Origin of the sequence: Streptomyces sp. NPDC060028, from assembly GCF_042736725.1 — a bacterium.
In the GTDB taxonomy this organism is placed as follows: Bacteria; Actinomycetota; Actinomycetes; order Streptomycetales; family Streptomycetaceae; genus Streptomyces.
This window is the reverse complement of sequence record NZ_JBHWVJ010000015.1, coordinates 97,149-114,621: the sequence shown is the minus strand read 5'-3', so window position 1 is coordinate 114,621 and position 17,473 is coordinate 97,149. Positions and strand designations below refer to the sequence as shown.

Genomic DNA, 17,473 nt, shown 5'->3' with positions numbered 1-17,473 from the left:
GACGGCGGCCGGGGCGGCTCCGGTGCCCGTGGCGCAGCCGCGCGCGGTGGTGCCAAGGGCGGCCCCAAGACCTCCAAGACCCCGGGCATCGGCGGGGCCGGCGGCCCGCGCAGCGGCCCCGGCAGCCGCAGCGGCCAGTCCCGCCCGCGCGAGCTGGACGCGCGCATCGAGGAGCGCGTGCGCGACCGGTACGCCGACAAGCCCGTGATCAAGACGCCGAAGACCTTCCCGGGTGCCGAGGAGGAGGGTGAGCGCCTGCAGAAGGTGCTCGCCCGCGCCGGCATGGGTTCGCGCCGCGCCTGCGAGGAGCTCATCGAGCAGGCCCGCGTCGAGGTCAACGGCGAGATCGTGCTGGAGCAGGGCAAGCGCGTCCTGCCGAAGGACGAGATCAAGGTGGACGGCCTGACCGTCGCCACCCAGTCGTACCTGTTCTTCGCGCTGAACAAGCCGGCCGGCGTCGTCTCCACCATGGAGGACCCGGACGGCCGCCAGTGCCTGGGCGACTACGTCACCAACCGTGAGACGCGCCTCTTCCACGTCGGTCGGCTCGACACCGAGACCGAGGGCATCATCCTGCTCACCAACCACGGTGAGCTGGCCCACCGCCTCACGCACCCGAAGTACGGCGTGAAGAAGACCTACGTCGCCGCCATCACCGGCCCGCTGCCCCGCGAGATCGGCAAGCGGCTCAAGGACGGCATCGAGCTGGAGGACGGGTACGCCCGCGCCGACCACTTCCGCGTCGTCGACCAGGTCGGCAAGAACTACCTGGTCGAGGTGACCCTCCACGAGGGTCGCAAGCACATCGTCCGCCGCATGATGGCGGAGGCCGGCTTCCCGGTCGAGAAGCTCGTACGGACCTCCTTCGGGCCGATCGAGCTGGGCGACCAGAAGTCCGGCTGGCTGCGCCGCCTGACCAACACCGAGGTCGGCATGCTGATGCGCGAGGTCGGTCTGTAAGCCTCACCCCCGCACGAAGATGAACCCGCGGTGCCTTCCGGCGCCGCGGGTTTTTTGCTTGTGCGGACCCGGGACTCTGTTTATAGTCAACATGACTATTAAAGGGAGTGGGGGCCGTCATGGGGTGGCAAACGAGCTGGACCGAGATCCTCGGGTTCGCCACAGGGGCCCTGTGCGTCTGGCTGGTCGCCCGGCAGCACGTCGCCAACTGGCCGATCGGCATCGCGAACAACATCTTCTTCATCGTGCTCTTCGCCCAGGCCGGTCTCTACGCCGACGCCGGGCTGCAGATCGTCTTCATCGCCCTCGCCGCGTACGGCTGGTGGTCCTGGACCCACGGGGGTGGACCAGGAACGCCCGAAGCCCTGCCGGTGCGTCGCACCACGGCGCCCGAATGGGCCTGGCTGGCCACGGCGGGGGCGGTGGGGGTACTGGGCCTGACGCTGCTGCTCGGCAGCGTCACCGACTCCACCGTCCCGTTCTGGGACGCGCTGACCACGGGCCTGTCGCTCGTGGCCACGTACGGCCAGTGCCGCAAGCTCGTCGAGTCCTGGTGGCTGTGGATCGCCGCCGACCTCGTCTACATCCCGCTGTACGTCTACAAGGGGCTCTACCTGACGTCCCTGCTCTACGTGGCCTTCCTCGCCCTGTGCGTCGTCGGGCTCCTCGGCTGGCGCCGGGCGCTCCCGGCACGCGGCGCCCGTACGGCCCTGGAGGCGACGGCATGAAGCGCTACGGCCACGGCCTGGTCCTCGGCAAGTTCTACCCGCCGCACGCCGGCCACCACCACCTGGTGCGCACCGCCCAGGACCAGTGCGAGCGGCTCACCGTGCTGGTGTGCGCGGCCTCCGTGGAATCGGTGCCGCTCGCCGACCGGGTCGCCTGGATGCGCGAGGAGCACCCCGGGGCGCACGTGGTCGGCGCGGTGGACGACATCCCGGTCGACCTGGACGACCCGGCGGTCTGGGAGGCCCACATGGCGATCTTCCGGGGCGCGGTGGGCCGGCGGGTGCACGCCGTCTTCACCTCGGAGGCCTACGGGACCGAGCTCGCGCGGCGGTTCGGCGCCGAGGAGGTCTGCGTGGACCCGCGGCGCACGATGTTCCCGGTGTCCGGTACGGCCGTACGCCGGGACCCGGCCGGGTCCTGGGAGTACCTCGGACCGGCGGTACGGGCCGCACTGACCCGGCGGGTCGTCGTACTCGGCGCCGAGTCGACCGGGACGACGACGCTCTCCCGGGACCTGGCCGGGCACTACCGCCGGCGCGGCGGGGTGTGGGCGAAGACCGGGTGGGTCGCGGAGTACGGGCGCCAGTACAGCGAGGAGAAGCTGGCGGCCGCCCGCGCCGCGGACCCGGCGGCCTCCTGGGCGGACGTGTCGTTCGCCTCGGCGGAGTTCCCGCTGATCGCGCGGCGCCAGGACGAGCAGGAGGAGCGGGCGGCCCGGCTGGGATCGCCGGTGCTGCTCTGCGACACGGACTCCTTCGCGACCGGCATCTGGCACGAGCGGTACATGGGCGGCCGCAACGCGGAGGTCGAGGAGATCGCGGCACGGACCCGGCGGGACCTGTACGTGCTGACGGACCACGCCGACGTGCCCTTCGAGGACGACGGGCTGCGCGACGGACCGCAGCTACGGCCGTGGATGACGCGGCGCTTCCGGGAGGAACTCGAACGGACCGGGAGACGTTTCACGGTCGTCGCGGGGGACCGGGAGACCAGGCTGACGGCGGCCGTGGCCGCCGTCGACGCGCTATTGGCCGAGGGCTGGTACTTCGCCGACCCGCTGCCGGAGAACGTACGGGCGGAGAGCCGGCCGTGAGCGTCCGTTACGACCCGTCCGCCTTCGAGCCGTTCGCCGTGACCGTGGACCTGGCCGTCTTCACCGTGCGCGGCGGCGCCCTGCACGTCCTGCTGATCCGGCGCGGGCAGGAGCCGTACGCCGGCGCGTGGGCGCTGCCCGGCGGCTTCGTCCTGCCCCGGGAGTCCGCGGAGACCGCGGCGCGCCGGGAACTGGCCGAGGAGACCGGCCTGGCGCCGGCCGTCGTCACCGCCCTGCACCTGGAACAACTGCGCACCTACAGCGATCCGGACCGGGACCCCCGGATGCGGGTGGTCTCGGTGGCCTTCACCGCGCTGGTTCCCGACATGCCGGACCCCGCGGCCGCCGGCGGCGGGGACGCGGCCCAGGCCCGCTGGACGCCCGTCGGGGAGGCCGGCGCCCTGGCCTTCGACCACGCCTCGATCCTGGCCGACGCCCGGGAACGGGTGGGGGCGAAGCTGGAGTACACCTGCCTGGCCACCGCCTTCTGCCCGCCCGAGTTCACCCTCGGGGAACTCCAAAGCGTCTACGAGACCGTCTGGGACACCGCCCTGGACCGGCCCAACTTCCGGCGCAAGGTCCTGGCCACGCCCGGCTTCGTCGAGGCCGTGCCCGGCGCCGCCCGCCTCACCGGCGGCCGCGGCAAACCGGCCGCGCTGTACCGGCCCGGGCCCGCGAACGCGCTCCACCCGCCCCTGCTCCGCCCCTCGGAAGGACACTGACCATGACCACGACCACCAAGCGAGCGGCGACGGGCGCCATGATCGGGCTGGCGCTGGGGGACGCACTCGGCTTCCCGACGGAGTTCAACGACGTACCGTCGATCCTGGCGAAGACCGGCCCGTGGCGCGAGATGAAGCTGCCCCGCCCGGCGATGGTCACCGACGACACGCAGATGACGCTGGCCCTGGCCCGCGGGATGCGCACGGCCGCCGAGCGGGGCCCGGTCGGCCCGCTGCGCCTGACCCGGCCGGTCCGGGAGGAGTTCGTCGACTGGTACCACTCCCCGGAGAACAACCGGGCCCCGGGCAACACCTGCCTCAAGGCCTGCAGCCTGCTGAACCTGCCCGAGCGGGACTGGCGCGACGCCAGCCAGCTCGGCTCCAAGGGCTGCGGGGCGAACATGCGGGTGGCGCCGGTCGGGCTGGTGCCCGGCTGGACTCAGGAGGAGCGGGCCGGCGCGGCCCAGCTCCAGTCGGCCCTCACGCACGGCCACCCGACGGCGCTCGCCGCCTCCGACCTCACGGCCCGGGCCGTGCACCTGCTGGCGGCGGGGACCGAGGTGACGGGCCTGGTCGGGCGGTTGCGCTCGTACGCCCTGGAGAACCGCACCCGCTACCACGAGCGCTGGCTCGGCGACCTGTGGATGCGCACCGCCTCCGACGCCTCGCCGGAGTCCTACATCGCCCGCGGCTGGGACGAGTGCCTGGGCGTCCTGGACCGGCTGGCGGCGGCCCTGCGCAACCCCTCGCCGGAGACCGACCCCTGCCTGACGACCGGCGACGGCTGGATCGCCGAGGAGGCCCTGGCCACCGCCCTGCAGTGCTTCCTCCTCTTCCCGCAGGAGCCGCTCCTCGCCCTGCGCCGGGCCGCCTGCACCCGCGGCGACTCCGACTCCCTCGCCTGCCTGGCCGGCGCCTTCGCCGGCGCCCACCTCGGCGCGGCCGCCTGGCCGCGCGACTGGGAGGACCGCATCGAGTACCGCGACGAACTCCTCGCCTTCGGCACGCTCTGGGACGCGTGAGCCGTACGGATACCCGTCCCGGGACTCCGACGTCGACCTCCGCGGAGCCGGTGTCTGGCGCGGCTGATCGAGGCGAAGGTCGCGGCCGAGCACGGGCCGGCCGCGGGCGTCGACGCGGCGCGGCTGCGGCAGGACTTCGAGGCGCTGCACGGGGTGCTGGACGCGGCCCAAGGCTGCTCGGCGCTGCCCGCGTACGGGTCGGCGTACGACGCGCTCGACGACTTCGTCGTCCGCGGCCGCGCCGGGGGCTAGGCGCGGGCGCCGGCCGAGGTGCGGCGGGTGCGCAGGAGGAAGTCCTCCACGCGGGGGCGGTCCGGTGCGGCGGGGAGCGGGGTGGTGGTCAGGGCGGTGTCGGCCTCCGTGGTGAGGCGGGTCATCCAGGCGTCGACCTCGGACCAGGCGAGCTCGCCGCGCTTGACCGCCAGCAGGCGGTCGCGGTGGGGGCCGGCGTCGATGGTGAGGCGGCCCGTGCGCAGCAGGTCGCGGCAGGACAGGAGCAGGCGCAGCAGGTGCATGGCGTGCTTCCAGCGGGGGGCGCCGTGGACGCGGACGTCCGCGACGAGTTTGGCGTGCTGGGAGCTCGCGTAGCGGGTGAAGGTGGTGTGGGCCTGGCGGGAGAGGAACGCCTCGCGGAGGGAGAGGAGTTCCTCCCCCACGGGGGAGAGGCGTTCGACCAGGGGGGAGTGCAGGCACTCCAGGATGTTCGGGTTGGCGCGCAGGGCGAGTTCGCAGAAGCGTTCCAGCTCCCAGGAGAACTCCTCCTCGCGCGGCCCCTCCACATGCGTCGGCGGCTTCTCGAAGCGCCAGAACAGCGGCGTCGGGGCGAGGTAGACACCGCGCAGGTCGGTGTCGCTCGCCTCCGTCGCCAGCCCGAACGCCCGCGACCCCATCACACACGCGTAGATCGTGTGGTCCCGCACCAGAACGAGGTCCGTGTCGGGGACCGGCAGGGTCCCGGGGATCTCGGGCGTCCCGGGCGTCCCGGGCGTCTGTTCGTTCATTCCGGGAGGGTAGGCGGACGCGGCGCCGCTACGCGAGCGAAATGGCGCCGTCCGGGGCGACCGTGATCTTCTTCTCGGCCAGCGGGCGGGTGGCCGGGCCGTGGGCCACCGCACCGTCCGCGACCTGGAACTTGCTGCCGTGGCAGGGGCAGTCGATGGTGCCGGCCTCCACCTTGTTCACGAGACAGCCCTGGTGCGTGCACACCGCCGTGAAGCAGCGGAAGGACCCGGCCGTCGGCTGGGTGACCACGAGCTTCTCGTCCTTGAGGACCGTGCCGCCGCCGACGGGCACCTCCGAGGACTGCAGCAGGGCCTTGCCCGCCGTCCCCGGAACCGACGCCGCCGGCCCGGACGTCTGCGGGGTGGCCGCGTTGCCGCTCTCGTGCTTCGGTTCCTTCTCGTCTCCGCCGCCGCACGCGGTGAGGGCGCCGCCCGCCAGGGCGACGGCGCTCACCGCCAGTACCGTGCGCCGGGTGGTGGGCGTGGGGATGCTCGTACGGCTCTGCTCGGTCACTGGGGCTCCTCGCTCGGGGTGCCGGGATGGCGATGAGCATCCTGGCGTGTGCCGGGGGTCCAGGTGAAGCCCGCCACACGGTTTCAGTGGGCGGGGCGCCGCCACGGGACCAGTTCCGCGGGGCCGCCCGGAGTTCGTACCACCTCCCACACGCGCAACACCGCGTCCCGGTTCAACGGGCCGTGCACGTGCGGGTAGAGGTCCCCGGATTCACCCTCCCGGCGGACCTCGGAGGTCAGGGCGCGCTCGTCGAGCTCCACGGCCAGCAGGGTGCCCGGCACGTCCGCGTAGTGCGTGCCGGCGATGGCCAGCGCCGTGGGCCGGTCCGCCGAACAGTGCACGAAGCCGTCGGCGGCGAGCGAGGGCGGGGCGTACGGGAGCTCGGGTTCGGCGGTCCAGTCGGTGAGCGGTACGAGGTGGAAGATCATGCCCATCGTTCTACCGCAGCGGCCGCCGGGCGGCCCTGCGCCAAGTGGCGTCACTGTCCGGTCTGGGCGACATTGTCCGTGTCTCGAAGCCGGGTACGCCGCCTGCCGTGCGGCCCGGTCCCTCTTCGAAAGGCATGACGATGGCGGGTAACGACCTCGGCTCCCTTCTGGGCGGTCTCCTCGGCGGCGGCGGCCAAGGCGGCTCCGGTGGCGGCCCCGGTGGCGGCGGCAACATCCTCGGCTCGCTGCTCGGCTCGCTGCTGGGCGGCGCCGGCGGTGCGGGCGGCGCCCAGGCGGCCGGCGGCGGCGGGAGCAACCCGCTTGGCGGGCTGCTGGACATGCTGACCAAGTCGGGTCTGGCCGACCAGGCCAAGTCGTGGATCGGTACGGGCGAGAACCAGCCGGTCAGCGGCGCCCAGATCGCCGACGCGCTGCCGTCCGACACCCTGCAGAAGGTCGCCGATCAGGCGGGCGTCACCCCGGAGAAGGCGGCCGACCAGATCGCGCAGGCCCTGCCGCAGGCGGTGGACAAGCTGACCCCCGAAGGATCGATGCCCAGCGGTTCGCTCGAGGACATCATCAAACAGCAGCGGCTCTAGCTAGTGCTGTGACCGGAAGGGTTCACCTTTCCGGTCACAGCACCAGCGGTTCCGTCAGGCAGCCGCTTCGCGAGGGCCCGGCCGCACCGTCCCACCCGACGGGCCGCCGGGCCCTCGTACCGTGCGGGCTGGCTACCCTGAGGCAGGCCCCGCCGTCACGCACCCATGGAGCACCCCGTGAGAACCGCCGTCGTCATCGGAACCGGACTGATCGGCACCTCCGCGGCGCTCGCCCTGTCCGGCCGCGGGATCACCGTGCACCTGGTCGACCACGACCCGGCGCGGGCCCACACCGCCGCCGCCCTCGGGGCCGGCACGGACGCGGCGTACGAGGGCACCGTCGACCTCGCGATCATCGCCGTACCGCCGGCGCACGTGGCCGCGACCCTCGCCGACGCGATCCGGCGGGGCCTGGCGCGGGCGTACGTGGACGTGGCCAGCGTCAAGGGCGGCCCGCGGCGCGAGCTGGCCGCGCTCGGCGTGGACGTGACGGCGTACATCGGCACCCACCCGATGGCGGGCAAGGAGCGCTCCGGGCCGCTCGCGGCGACGGCGGACCTCTTCGAGGGCAGGCCGTGGGTGCTCACGCCCACCCGGGACACCGACCACGAGGTGCTGAACCTGGCGCTGGAGCTGGTCTCCCTCTGCCGGGCCGTACCCGTCGTGATGGACGCCGACGCGCACGACCGGGCGGTCGCCCTGGTCTCGCACACCCCGCAGCTCGTCTCCAGCATGGTCGCCGCACGGCTGGAGGACGCCGACGAGACGGCCGTGAGGCTGTGCGGGCAGGGAATCCGGGACGTCACGCGGATCGCGGCGTCCGATCCCCGGATGTGGGTCGAGATCCTGTCGGCGAACCCGGGACCGGTGGCGGACGTCCTCTCCGGGATCGCGGCGGACCTGGAAGAGACCGTCGAAGCGCTACGGGGCCTCCAGTCGGCCGACGAGGACAAGCGCCGCGGCGGCGCCGCCGGCATCGAGGACGTGCTGCGACGCGGCAACGCGGGCCGCGTCCGGGTACCGGGCAAGCACGGGGCCGCGCCCACCGTGTACGAGACGGTCGCCGTCCTCATCAGCGACAAGCCGGGCGAGCTGGCACGGATCTTCGCCGACGCGGGCCGGGCCGGCGTCAACATCGAGGACGTGCGGATCGAACACGCGACCGGACAGCAGGCCGGCCTGGTGCAGCTGATGGTCGAGCCGCGCGCGGTGGCGGCCCTGGAGGCCGAGCTGCGCGAGCGGGGCTGGGCGCTGCGCCAGCAGTAGCCGCGCCCGCCGACCCCCCCTCCGCGGGCCCGCCGGGGCTGGGCCGAACGGGGCGGGGCCGGGGAGCGCCGGGGCCCGGTAACCTTGGGGAGGGGCGCTTTGGCGCGCCCGGACACGTACGCGCAACCAGGAAGGTGCCCGCACCGTGGAAACCGCAGCTCCGTCCGCCGTGATCGTCGCCATCGACGGTCCCTCCGGCACGGGCAAGTCCAGCACCTCCAAGGCCGTGGCCGCCAAGCTCGGGCTGCGCTACCTGGACACCGGCGCCCAGTACCGGGCCATCACCTGGTGGATGATCACCAACGGCGTCGACACCGACGACCCGCACGCCATCGCGGTGGCCGCGGGCAAGCCCGCCATCGTGTCCGGCACCGATCCGGCCGCCCCCACCATCACCGTCGACGGCGAGGACGCCGCGGGCCCGATCCGGACCCAGGAGGTCACCTCCAAGGTCAGCGCGGTCAGCGCCGTCCCCGAGGTCCGCGCCCGCATCACCGAGCTCCAGCGCTCCATCGCCGCCGCGGCCGTCGGCGGAATGGTCGTCGAGGGCCGGGACATCGGCACCACCGTGCTGCCCGACGCCGACCTGAAGATCTTCCTGACGGCCTCCGCCGAGGCCCGCGCCGCGCGCCGCAGCGGAGAGCTGCGCGGCAAGGAGGCCTCGGACCTCGCGGCCACCAAAGAGGCGCTGATCAAGCGGGACGCCGCAGACTCCGGGCGCAAGACCTCCCCGCTGGCCAAGGCCGAGGACGCCGTCGAAGTGGACACCACCGAGCTCACGCTCGACCAGGTGATCGAGTGCGTGGTCACCCTCGTCGAAGAGAAGCGGGCGGGCCGCAAGTGAGCGATACGCCCTCCCTCAAGGGTGCGGCGGTCGGCCGGCGGATCGGCATCGGGCTCATGTACGGGCTGTGGAGGCCGCGTGTGCTGGGGGCCTGGAAGGTGCCCGCCTCCGGCCCCGTCATCCTGGCCGTGAACCACTCGCACAACATCGACGGGCCCATGCTCATGGGCACCGCCCCCCGGCCGCTGCACTTCCTGATCAAGAAGGAAGCGTTCATCGGCCCCCTCGGCCCCTTCCTCGAAGGCATCGGGCAGGTGAAGGTCGACCGCAGCGGCGCCGACCGCGGCGCGATAGGCCGCGCCCTCGGCGTGCTCGACAATGGTGGAGCCCTGGGCATCTTCCCCGAGGGCACCCGGGGCGACGGTGACTTCGCCTCGCTGCGCGCGGGCCTCGCGTACTTCGCGGTCCGCGGCGGCGCGCCGATCGTGCCCGTCGCCGTCCTCGGCAGCACCGAGCGCCGGGGCCGGCTGGTCAAGGCGCTGCCGCCGCTGAAGAGCCGGGTGGACGTCGTCTTCGGCGACGCCTTCGACGCCGGGGACGGCAGTGGCCGCCGCACCCGTACCGCGCTGGACCAGGCCACCGTACGCATCCAGGACCGGCTGACCGCCCACCTGGCCGACGCCAAGCGCCTCACCGGGCGCTGAGCGAGACTTGACCCTAGTAGTGGAACCGCGCTGCGCGGGTGCCACCGATCACCACGAACGACGAGGAACGGACTTCATGAACGACCAGCACGACCACGGAGCACTTGGCGACGCCGAGTACGCGGAGTTCATGGAGCTCGCCGCGGAGGAAGGTTTCGACGCCGAGGATGTCGAGGGCGCGATCGAGGAGGCAGGCCACGGCCCGCTTCCCGTGCTCGCCGTCGTCGGCCGCCCGAACGTGGGCAAGTCGACCCTGGTGAACCGCATCATCGGCCGCCGCGAGGCCGTCGTCGAGGACAAGCCGGGCGTCACCCGCGACCGCGTCAGCTACGAGGCCGAGTGGGCCGGGCGCCGCTTCAAGGTCGTCGACACCGGCGGCTGGGAGCAGGACGTCCTCGGCATCGACGCCTCCGTCGCCGCCCAGGCCGAGTACGCCATCGAGACCGCCGACGCGGTCGTCTTCGTCGTGGACGCCAAGGTCGGCGCCACCGACACCGACGAGGCCGTCGTCAAGCTGCTGCGCCGGGCCGGCAAGCCCGTCGTGCTGTGCGCCAACAAGGTCGACGGCCAGAGCGGCGAGTCCGACGCGGCCGCCCTGTGGTCGCTGGGCCTCGGTCTGCCGCACCCGGTCTCCTCGCTGCACGGCCGTGGCACCGGCGACATGCTGGACGCCGTCCTGGAGGCTCTGCCGGAGGCCCCCGAGCAGACCTTCGGCACCCCCATCGGCGGCCCGCGCCGCATCGCCCTCATCGGCCGCCCGAACGTCGGCAAGTCCTCCCTGCTGAACAAGGTCGCGAAGGAGGAGCGGGTCGTCGTCAACGAGCTGGCCGGCACCACCCGTGACCCGGTCGACGAGATCATCGAGCTCGGCGGCATCACCTGGAAGTTCGTCGACACCGCCGGCATCCGCAAGAAGGTCCACCTCCAGCAGGGCGCCGACTACTACGCCTCGCTGCGCACGGCCGCCGCCGTCGAGAAGGCGGAGGTCGCGGTCATCCTGATCGACTCGACCGAGAACATCAGCGTCCAGGACCAGCGCATCATCACCATGGCCGTCGAGTCCGGCCGCGCCATCGTGATCGCGTACAACAAGTGGGACGAGCTCGACGAGGAGCGCCGCTACTACCTCGAGCGCGAGATCGAGACCGAGATGCAGCAGGTCTCCTGGGCACCCCGGGTGAACGTCTCGGCGCTCACCGGCCGCCACATGGAGAAGCTGGTCCCGGCGATCGAGACGGCCCTCGCGGGCTGGGAGACGCGCGTCCCCACCGGTCGGCTGAACGCCTTCCTCGGTGAGATCGTCGCCGCCCACCCGCACCCGGTCCGCGGTGGCAAGCAGCCGCGCATCCTGTTCGGCACCCAGGCGGGCACGAAGCCGCCGCGCTTCGTCCTCTTCGCCTCCGGCTTCCTGGAGCACGGCTACCGGCGCTTCGTCGAGCGCCGCCTGCGCGAGGAGTTCGGCTTCGAGGGCACCCCGATCCACATCTCGGTGCGGGTGCGCGAGAAGCGCGGCGCTCAGCACAAGAAGAAGTAGCGGCGGCGGTACGCGCCACCGGGCGCCGGGGTCAGTAGCCCCGGCGCGGAGCGGGCGGCAGGGCCGCCGGGATGTGCTGCATCCCGGTCTGGTGCTGCCGCCCGCCGGCGTATGCGTACGAGTACGCGGGCTGCGGGGTGTAGGCGGGCTGCCAGGGGTCCGGCTGCTGCCATGCGGAACCGTTCCAGCCGCTGCCGCCGCCGTACGAGCCGCCGGCCTGGCCGCCGTACGAGAACGTCGTGAACCCGAGGTCCTCCTCGCCCGTGCGGTCGCCCGGCAGGGCCCGGAAGGAACGCAGGTACTCCGAGTACAGCGCGTCGTAGATCGGGGTGTGCGAGGCGGCCGGAGCGCTGTCCCGGTCCCGTGCGTGGCGCATCGGGGGAACGGTGCTCGGAGAGGACGGGGCGCGGGAGACGTCGTATGAATGCACGTATCAGCCAACGAACCCGGGCCCCTGCGGATGCGGGGTGACCGGGCGGAAAAACGCAGATCGCCGGGGGTGTGCGGGACGGAGCGCACACCCCCGGCGCACGCCGCCCGGCCCCCATCGCAGGGGGCGGACGGCCGTTTGCGGGGCGGGAAGGACTCAGGCGCCCGCGGTGCCCGCCAGCGGCATCGAGGCGGCCACCAGCTTGCCGTCGGCCGCGGCCTTGTCCAGGGCGTCGCGGAGCAGGTCCTCGCGGGGCTGCTGGCCGATGGAGCCGACCGGGGCGGCGTAGATCAGGACGCGCTGGGTCTTGTTGACCGCGGCCCGCCAGCCGTCGGTGACCGACAGGGCCTGGTGCGCCTGCCACCAGGCGACCTGGCCGGCGCCGTCGGCGCCGGGCTGCAGCACGGCGTGCAGCTGGCCCGCGGCGAGCAGGACCGACCAGCCGTTCAGCGGGGAGGGCAGTTCGCCGGTGTCGGTGACCGGGATGAAGCCCTGCTCGATGAGGAGCGGGAGGAAGTCGTCGCCGGGGCCGGTGGTGCCGGGGCGGGCGATGGCCGCGGTGGGCTCGACGACCAGGGCGGGGTGCAGGTCGCCGCCGATCAGGATCAGCCCGCTGGTGATGCCGAGGACGGCCTGTCCGCCGGGGACGGCCTGCGGTGCGTCGTCGCCGCCGGCGCCCGGGGTGTAGCCGGTGATGGAGCGGACGGCGCCCTGGAGCTGCTCCTCGGAGACGGAGACGACCTGCGAGGGGATGCACCCGGCGTGGGCGAAGGCGAGGACGGCGGTCTCGTCGCCGACGAACAGCACGGTGCTGGTCTGCTCGCGCTCGGAGTCGCCGGGGGTGCGGCAGGAGGTGCAGTCGTAACTGCCGGGGGACCCGTCGCCGACGAGCAGCCGTTCGGCCTCCTCGTCGCCGATCTCGGCACGTACCTCATCACTGACGTCGAGCATGCGCGGCACGGGTGGCTCCTCGGACTAGGCGTGCGGGGCCGGGGGGTTCCCGGCTCGCCGGGCTCAACGGGAGAGCGGCGGCCGGGGTCACGCCGTTTGAGGGAACGGAATCGAACCGGACACCCGCAGGGGTGAACGGTGGGACCGGGGCTTTGTTTTCTTGCCAACTGTTTTTTGATTGTGTGCAGTTGGTGGTCGGAGCTGCTCGTTTGGGGTGGGTGGTGGGGTGGGCCGAGCGGGTGGCCGCGGGGGCGGGCGGTGTGGCGGGGCGGGAGCGGCCCGGGGCGCTGCGTAGCGTGACGCGATGCGCAACCTCGGGATCCCGGCTGCCGTCGCCGCGGTGCTGTTCGCCCTCGGGCCGGGTGTGGCGGCCGCCGCCGCACCGCCGCCGCCGGCTCCCGGCTCTCCGGGGGTGCGCGCGCCGCGCACGGGGGACTGCGGGCCGGGCGGGGAGTGGCCGTGGGACTGTGTCGCCGACTGCGAGAGCGGTGGGCGGTGGGCGGTGAACAGCGGCAACGGCTTCTACGGGGGGCTGCAGTTCTGGCAGCCGACGTGGGAGGAGCACGGGGGGCTCGCGTATGCGGCGCGGGCGGATCTGGCGAGCCGGGAGCAGCAGATCCGGGTGGCGGAGGGCCTGCTCGGCACGCAGGGGTGGGAGGCGTGGCCGGTGTGCGCGAAGCGGTACGGGCTGGCGGGGCGGATGCACGTGGTGCGGAGGGGGGACACGTTGGAGGCGGTCGCGCGCAGGCACCGGGTGGTGGGGGGCTGGCGGGCCCTGTACGAGGCGAACCGGGCCGTGGTCGGCCCCCGCCCCGAAGTCCTCCGGGCAGGCACCCTCCTGACCCTCCCCCCGGCCCCGCCGGTGGCTCCGCCGGTGCCGGTGCCGGTGCCGGCACCGGTGCCGGTGCCCGCGGGGCCCGTCGCGCCTGCGCCTCAAGTGCCGGCGGGGCCGGTTTTGGGCTGATGCCGCCTGCGGCCGGGTCCGCCGGGGCGGCAGACTGCTCGCATGCTCGAGACCTCCGCGCGACTGCTGCGCCTGTTGTCCCTGTTGCAGGCCCACCGCGAGTGGACCGGCGCCGATCTCGCCGACCGCCTCGGCGTGACCCCGCGGACCGTGCGGCGCGACGTGGACCGGCTCCGCGAGCTCGGGTACCCCGTGAACGCGAGCCCCGGCACCGGCGGCGGGTACCAGCTCGGGGCCGGGGCCGAGCTGCCGCCGCTGCTGCTCGACGACGACGAGGCCGTCGCCGTGGCCGTGGGCCTGCGTACGGCCGCGGGCAACGGCGTCGAGGGCATCGGCGAGGCCTCCGTACGGGCCCTCGCCAAGCTGGAGCAGGTGCTGCCGTCCCGGCTGCGCGGCAGGGTCTCCGCCCTGAACCGGTTCACCGTGCCGATGCTGCGCGCCGCCGCGGGCCCCGCCGTCGACCCCGCCGTGCTGACCGAGCTCGCCACCGTCTGCCGCGACAGCGAGCGGCTGCGCTTCGGGTACCGGGACCACGGGGGCGCGGTCAGCCGCCGTACCGTCGAGCCGCACCGGCTGGTGTGCACCGAGCGCCGCTGGTACCTCGTCGCCTGGGACCTCGACCGGAAGGCCTGGCGGACCTTCCGGGCCGACCGGATCGAGCCGCGGCCACCGCACGGCCCGCGGTTCACCCCGCGCCCGCCGCCGGCCGAGGACCTGGCCGCGTACGTCTCCGAGGGCATCGCCCAGCGCGTGTACGCGGCGCGGGCCGTCGTACGGCTGAGGGTGTCGGCGCGGGAGGCCTCGCAGATCATCGGGCCGAGCGACGGAGCCCTGGAACCGGTCGACGAGGAGAGCTGCATCCTGCGGACCGGGGCGGTGAACCTCGACGTTCTGGTGATTCACATCATGCTGATCGGCTGTGAGTTCGAAGTCGTCGAACCGGTTGAGCTGACGGACCGTATCAAGGCCGCGAGGGATCTCCTCGGCCGCGCCTTGGAGCCCGGTTCCGTGAAGGAGATGTAAGGAACCCGAGTGGGTCTCGAGTGTAATTCCAAGACCCCGGAAGGAAATTCCGAAGAGGATTTTCCCCCGGGCGTGTCGCGAGGCGGAAAGAAATGGATTCACCCGAACTCGGCTGTCAAAAAACTGTCGACAATCCGTGACACAAGCGTGACCCGGGACGGACGAACCTCCGGGCGTACGGCTGACGTTGCGGCCAGGTGAACGACGACGGCGGGCCCGGTCGATGACCGGACCCGCCGAAAGTCGCGCGTGCGTACCTGCTTCGTGCGTACCGTTCCCGCTCAGCCCCCGGCGACCGGGCGGGCGGCGGCGGCGCGGGCCGCGGCCCGCTCGGCGTGGACGGGGCGGCGGCTGCCGGCCGGGGTCACCGGGGTGCGCTCGGAGCGGATCAGGTGCGGACGGGACGGGATGTGCGCGGCGGGCCGGGGAGCCGGGGAGCGCCCGGGGGGCAGGGCGGCGGTCGCGGCCGGCTGGGCCGCCGGCTCCGCGGTCTCGACCGGGCCCCGGAACTGCCACTTGCCGCCCGCGGAGAGCAGCGGTACGAGTACGCCGGTGAGGGGCGCGGGCACCCGCCCGGCCTCCATACGGCGGCGCAGCCGCTCGCGCAGGCCGAAGACGTAGGCCTCGACCGCGGCGGTGAGCGGCTCGCACCAGGGCAGGGCGAGCAGGACCAGCAGGCCGGCCGACCAGCCGAGCAGGACGTCGCTGACCCAGTGGGTGCCGAGGTAGACGGTGGTGGCGCCGACGCTGAGCGAGACCACCGCGGAGACCACGGACAGCACGCGCCGGGTGACCACGGTGGAGGCCAGGTAGGCCAGGATTCCCCAGGTCACGACGGCGTTGGCGGTGTGGCCGGAAGGAAATATATCGCCGCCCGCGAAGAGCTCCGCGGAGCCGATCTGCGTGGCGTAGTGCGGGCCGAGCCGGCCGAGGCCGAGCTTGACGGCGCCGACGGTGATGTTGAGGAGCAGCAGGGCCATGCCGAGGGTGATCAGCGGGCGCAGCGTGTGCTGCCGCCAGGAACGCCACCCGAGCCAGGCCGCGACCATGACCGCGGTGGGTCCGCGCTGGCCCAGGACGACGAGGTAGTCGAGGAAGGCGTGCAGCTGCGGCCACTGCTCGTAGGGCCGGAAGAACATGACCTGCCAGTCCAGGCGGACGAGCCAGGACGTGGTCAGCACGGCCACGACGATCGCGATGTAGAAGGCCAGAGTTGACCCGAGGAGCACGACGCGATGCCGGCTCATCCGCGGTGTTTGCAGATGAGCCGGTCGCTCTGGTTCCCGGTCGAGCCGGGCGAACACCCGCTCCAGACGGGTCAGGATTTGGTCGGTACGCACTCAATCGACGTTACCGCGCGCCGATGGTCGGCCCGGTCGAATCGCGGGCTTTGTGATGACCATGTGATGTGGAGTGGGTCTCACACGGTACTTAATTCCGGGTGTTCGGGCATTAGTTGGAGTCGCCCCGATCCAATGCCCGGCCATTTTTTCAGACACTTAACCCGGCTTTATCGGCGCAGGTCAATCACTGCGGTTACGGCGGCCCCGAGCCGTTCAGCCAGAACGCCCCGTAGACCGCCGAGGCGAGGGCGGCCGCGCCCAGCACGGCGGCCGCCCGGCCCGTCCGCCACCGGGCCAGCGCCACCGCCGCCGGCAGCAGCAGCGGGAAGGCGGGCAGCAACAGCCGGGGCTTGGAGCCGAAGTATCCGGACGCGCACAGCGCCAGCGCCACCACGATCCCGCAGTAGACGAGGAGCGGCGTCGGCTGGCGCCCGCGCACGCACAGGGCGTACAGCCACAGCACCAGGGCCACGCCCGCGATCAGCCCGACCCCGGCGAGGAAGGCGGAGGAGGCCAGCTTCGCCCCGATGAAGCGGGCGAAGGCCCAGCCGCCGTCGAAGCCGTTGCCCCAGCCGCCCTGCACGTCCAGGTAGCCCAGCAGTCCGGCGCCGGTGCGCGCGCCGACCCACAGCACGTACGCCGCCGCGCCCATGGGGGCCAGCAGGGCTCCGGCCACCGGCCGCCAGGACCGCTCCCCGCGCCGCCAGGCCAGTACGGCGGCCACCCACAGCGCCGCGACGACCGCGGCCCCGACCGGGCGGGTCAGCCCCGCGCCGGCCGCGAGCAGGCCCGCGGTGATCCAGCGCCCGCGCAGCATCCCGTACAGGGACCAGGCCGCGAGGGCGGTGAACAGCGACTCGCTGTACGCCATGGACTGCACGACGGCGACGGGCAGCGCGGCCCAGACCGCGACGGCGAAGACCCCGGCGCGCCGGCCGTGGAGGAGATCGGCGACCGCGAAGATCCCCCAGGCCGTGGCGAGCCCGGCGAGTGCCGACACCACGAGACCCGCAGAGCCGTACGACAGTCCGCTCGCCGCCGACACCAGCCGCTCCAGCCAGGGGAGCAGCGGGAAGAAGGCGAGGTTGGAGTGGACGTCCCCGTTCGGGAGGACCACCTCGTACCCGTACCCCTCGGCGGCGATCCGGGCGTACCAGAGGGAGTCCCAGCGGGCCGAGAGCAGTGTGTGCGGGCTGCTGCCGACGGCCGCCCCCCACACGCCGAGCACGGCCAGCCCGAGCAGCCGGACCGCCGCGAAGACGGCCAGGGCGGGCGCGGCCCGACGAAATCCAAGATCTTTCACGGGCATGATTATCGATGCGCGGGCGCCGGGGAGTGGCCGAGAACCACTGGGCGTGAGCGAGCGTGTACACGGGGGAAGAGCGGGCGGGAAGGCGAGGTGGCGG

General features: G+C 73.4%; 19 protein-coding genes. 12 read left to right on the top strand and 7 right to left on the bottom strand.

All coding sequences use genetic code 11. The features are described 5' to 3' along the window. The 5 genes from ACFWBF_RS11015 to ACFWBF_RS10995 all read left to right on the top strand — a co-directional run. Positions 1 to 960 (top strand): pseudouridine synthase (locus ACFWBF_RS11015; RefSeq protein WP_385598527.1); only part of this gene is annotated, 960 nt, incomplete at its 5' end. Positions 961 to 1,079: 119 nt separating this feature from the next. Then, complete coding sequence (gene pnuC, locus ACFWBF_RS11010) at positions 1,080 to 1,688, top strand: nicotinamide riboside transporter PnuC (RefSeq protein ID WP_385598525.1); 609 nt, start codon at positions 1,080 to 1,082, stop codon at positions 1,686 to 1,688. Next, positions 1,685 to 2,782, top strand: coding sequence for an AAA family ATPase (locus ACFWBF_RS11005; protein WP_385598523.1), 1,098 nt, complete (start codon positions 1,685 to 1,687; stop codon positions 2,780 to 2,782). Before pnuC ends, ACFWBF_RS11005 begins: the two co-directional genes overlap by 4 nt. Further along, positions 2,779 to 3,504: an NUDIX domain-containing protein gene (locus ACFWBF_RS11000; RefSeq protein WP_385598520.1), complete on the top strand. Its 726-nt coding sequence runs from the start codon at positions 2,779 to 2,781 to the stop codon at positions 3,502 to 3,504. Before ACFWBF_RS11005 ends, ACFWBF_RS11000 begins: the two co-directional genes overlap by 4 nt. 2 nt (positions 3,505 to 3,506) lie before the next feature. Continuing rightward, complete coding sequence (locus ACFWBF_RS10995) at positions 3,507 to 4,526, top strand: ADP-ribosylglycohydrolase family protein (protein WP_385598517.1); 1,020 nt, start codon at positions 3,507 to 3,509, stop codon at positions 4,524 to 4,526. Positions 4,527 to 4,774: 248 nt separating this feature from the next. On the opposite strand, the gene ACFWBF_RS10990 is transcribed toward ACFWBF_RS10995, so the two are convergent. From ACFWBF_RS10990 to ACFWBF_RS10980, 3 genes are all read right to left on the bottom strand, one after another. Then, entirely contained in the window at positions 4,775 to 5,416 is a 642-nt protein-coding gene (locus tag ACFWBF_RS10990) for a DNA polymerase beta superfamily protein (RefSeq protein ID WP_385598561.1), read from the bottom strand. A 139-nt stretch (positions 5,417 to 5,555) separates the two neighbouring features. Next, entirely contained in the window at positions 5,556 to 6,041 is a 486-nt protein-coding gene (locus ACFWBF_RS10985; RefSeq protein ID WP_385598514.1) for a Rieske (2Fe-2S) protein, read from the bottom strand. A gap of 83 nt (positions 6,042 to 6,124) precedes the next feature. Then, positions 6,125 to 6,469, bottom strand: a complete 345-nt coding sequence (locus ACFWBF_RS10980) for a DUF952 domain-containing protein (RefSeq protein ID WP_385598511.1) — start codon at positions 6,467 to 6,469, stop codon at positions 6,125 to 6,127. A gap of 140 nt (positions 6,470 to 6,609) precedes the next feature. Between ACFWBF_RS10980 and ACFWBF_RS10975 the strand changes: the two genes are divergently transcribed. The 5 genes from ACFWBF_RS10975 (at position 6,610) to der (ending at position 11,356) form a co-directional block, all read left to right on the top strand. Continuing rightward, entirely contained in the window at positions 6,610 to 7,068 is a 459-nt protein-coding gene (locus ACFWBF_RS10975; RefSeq protein WP_385598508.1) for a YidB family protein, read from the top strand. A 177-nt stretch (positions 7,069 to 7,245) separates the two neighbouring features. Beyond that, the gene (locus ACFWBF_RS10970; RefSeq protein WP_385598505.1) at positions 7,246 to 8,334 is read left to right on the top strand and encodes a prephenate dehydrogenase; all 1,089 of its coding nucleotides are present in this window, start codon (positions 7,246 to 7,248) and stop codon (positions 8,332 to 8,334) included. Between the two features lie 145 nt (positions 8,335 to 8,479). Then, the gene (gene cmk, locus ACFWBF_RS10965; RefSeq protein WP_385598503.1) at positions 8,480 to 9,178 is read left to right on the top strand and encodes a (d)CMP kinase; all 699 of its coding nucleotides are present in this window, start codon (positions 8,480 to 8,482) and stop codon (positions 9,176 to 9,178) included. A gap of 56 nt (positions 9,179 to 9,234) precedes the next feature. Continuing rightward, a complete protein-coding gene (locus ACFWBF_RS10960) occupies positions 9,235 to 9,822 on the top strand; it encodes a lysophospholipid acyltransferase family protein (protein ID WP_385598558.1) in 588 nt (195 codons plus the stop codon). Between the two features lie 76 nt (positions 9,823 to 9,898). Beyond that, on the top strand, positions 9,899 to 11,356 hold the full coding sequence (gene der, locus ACFWBF_RS10955; protein ID WP_385598500.1) for a ribosome biogenesis GTPase Der: 1,458 nt from the start codon (positions 9,899 to 9,901) through the stop codon (positions 11,354 to 11,356). A gap of 31 nt (positions 11,357 to 11,387) precedes the next feature. Here der and ACFWBF_RS10950 read toward each other — a convergent pair whose 3' ends face one another. Both ACFWBF_RS10950 and ACFWBF_RS10945 read right to left on the bottom strand, forming a co-directional pair. Next, positions 11,388 to 11,786, bottom strand: a complete 399-nt coding sequence (locus ACFWBF_RS10950) for a hypothetical protein (protein ID WP_385598497.1) — start codon at positions 11,784 to 11,786, stop codon at positions 11,388 to 11,390. Between the two features lie 156 nt (positions 11,787 to 11,942). Then, positions 11,943 to 12,746: a hypothetical protein gene (locus ACFWBF_RS10945; protein ID WP_385598494.1), complete on the bottom strand. Its 804-nt coding sequence runs from the start codon at positions 12,744 to 12,746 to the stop codon at positions 11,943 to 11,945. A gap of 295 nt (positions 12,747 to 13,041) precedes the next feature. Here ACFWBF_RS10945 and ACFWBF_RS10940 point away from each other — a divergent pair, with 295 nt between their 5' ends. Both ACFWBF_RS10940 and ACFWBF_RS10935 read left to right on the top strand, forming a co-directional pair. Beyond that, positions 13,042 to 13,701 (top strand): transglycosylase family protein, encoded by a 660-nt coding sequence (locus tag ACFWBF_RS10940; RefSeq protein WP_385598491.1) that lies wholly within the window; start codon positions 13,042 to 13,044, stop codon positions 13,699 to 13,701. Positions 13,702 to 13,743: 42 nt separating this feature from the next. Continuing rightward, entirely contained in the window at positions 13,744 to 14,724 is a 981-nt protein-coding gene (locus tag ACFWBF_RS10935; protein ID WP_385598488.1) for a helix-turn-helix transcriptional regulator, read from the top strand. Positions 14,725 to 15,005: 281 nt separating this feature from the next. Here ACFWBF_RS10935 and ACFWBF_RS10930 read toward each other — a convergent pair whose 3' ends face one another. After that, a complete protein-coding gene (locus ACFWBF_RS10930) occupies positions 15,006 to 16,064 on the bottom strand; it encodes a phosphatase PAP2 family protein (RefSeq protein ID WP_385598485.1) in 1,059 nt (352 codons plus the stop codon). 196 nt (positions 16,065 to 16,260) lie between these two features. Then, positions 16,261 to 17,376 carry a glycosyltransferase family 39 protein gene (locus ACFWBF_RS10925; RefSeq protein WP_385598482.1) on the bottom strand — a complete coding sequence of 372 codons (1,116 nt, stop codon included), beginning with the start codon at positions 17,374 to 17,376 and terminating at the stop codon, positions 16,261 to 16,263. Between the last annotated feature and the right edge of the window lie 97 nt (positions 17,377 to 17,473).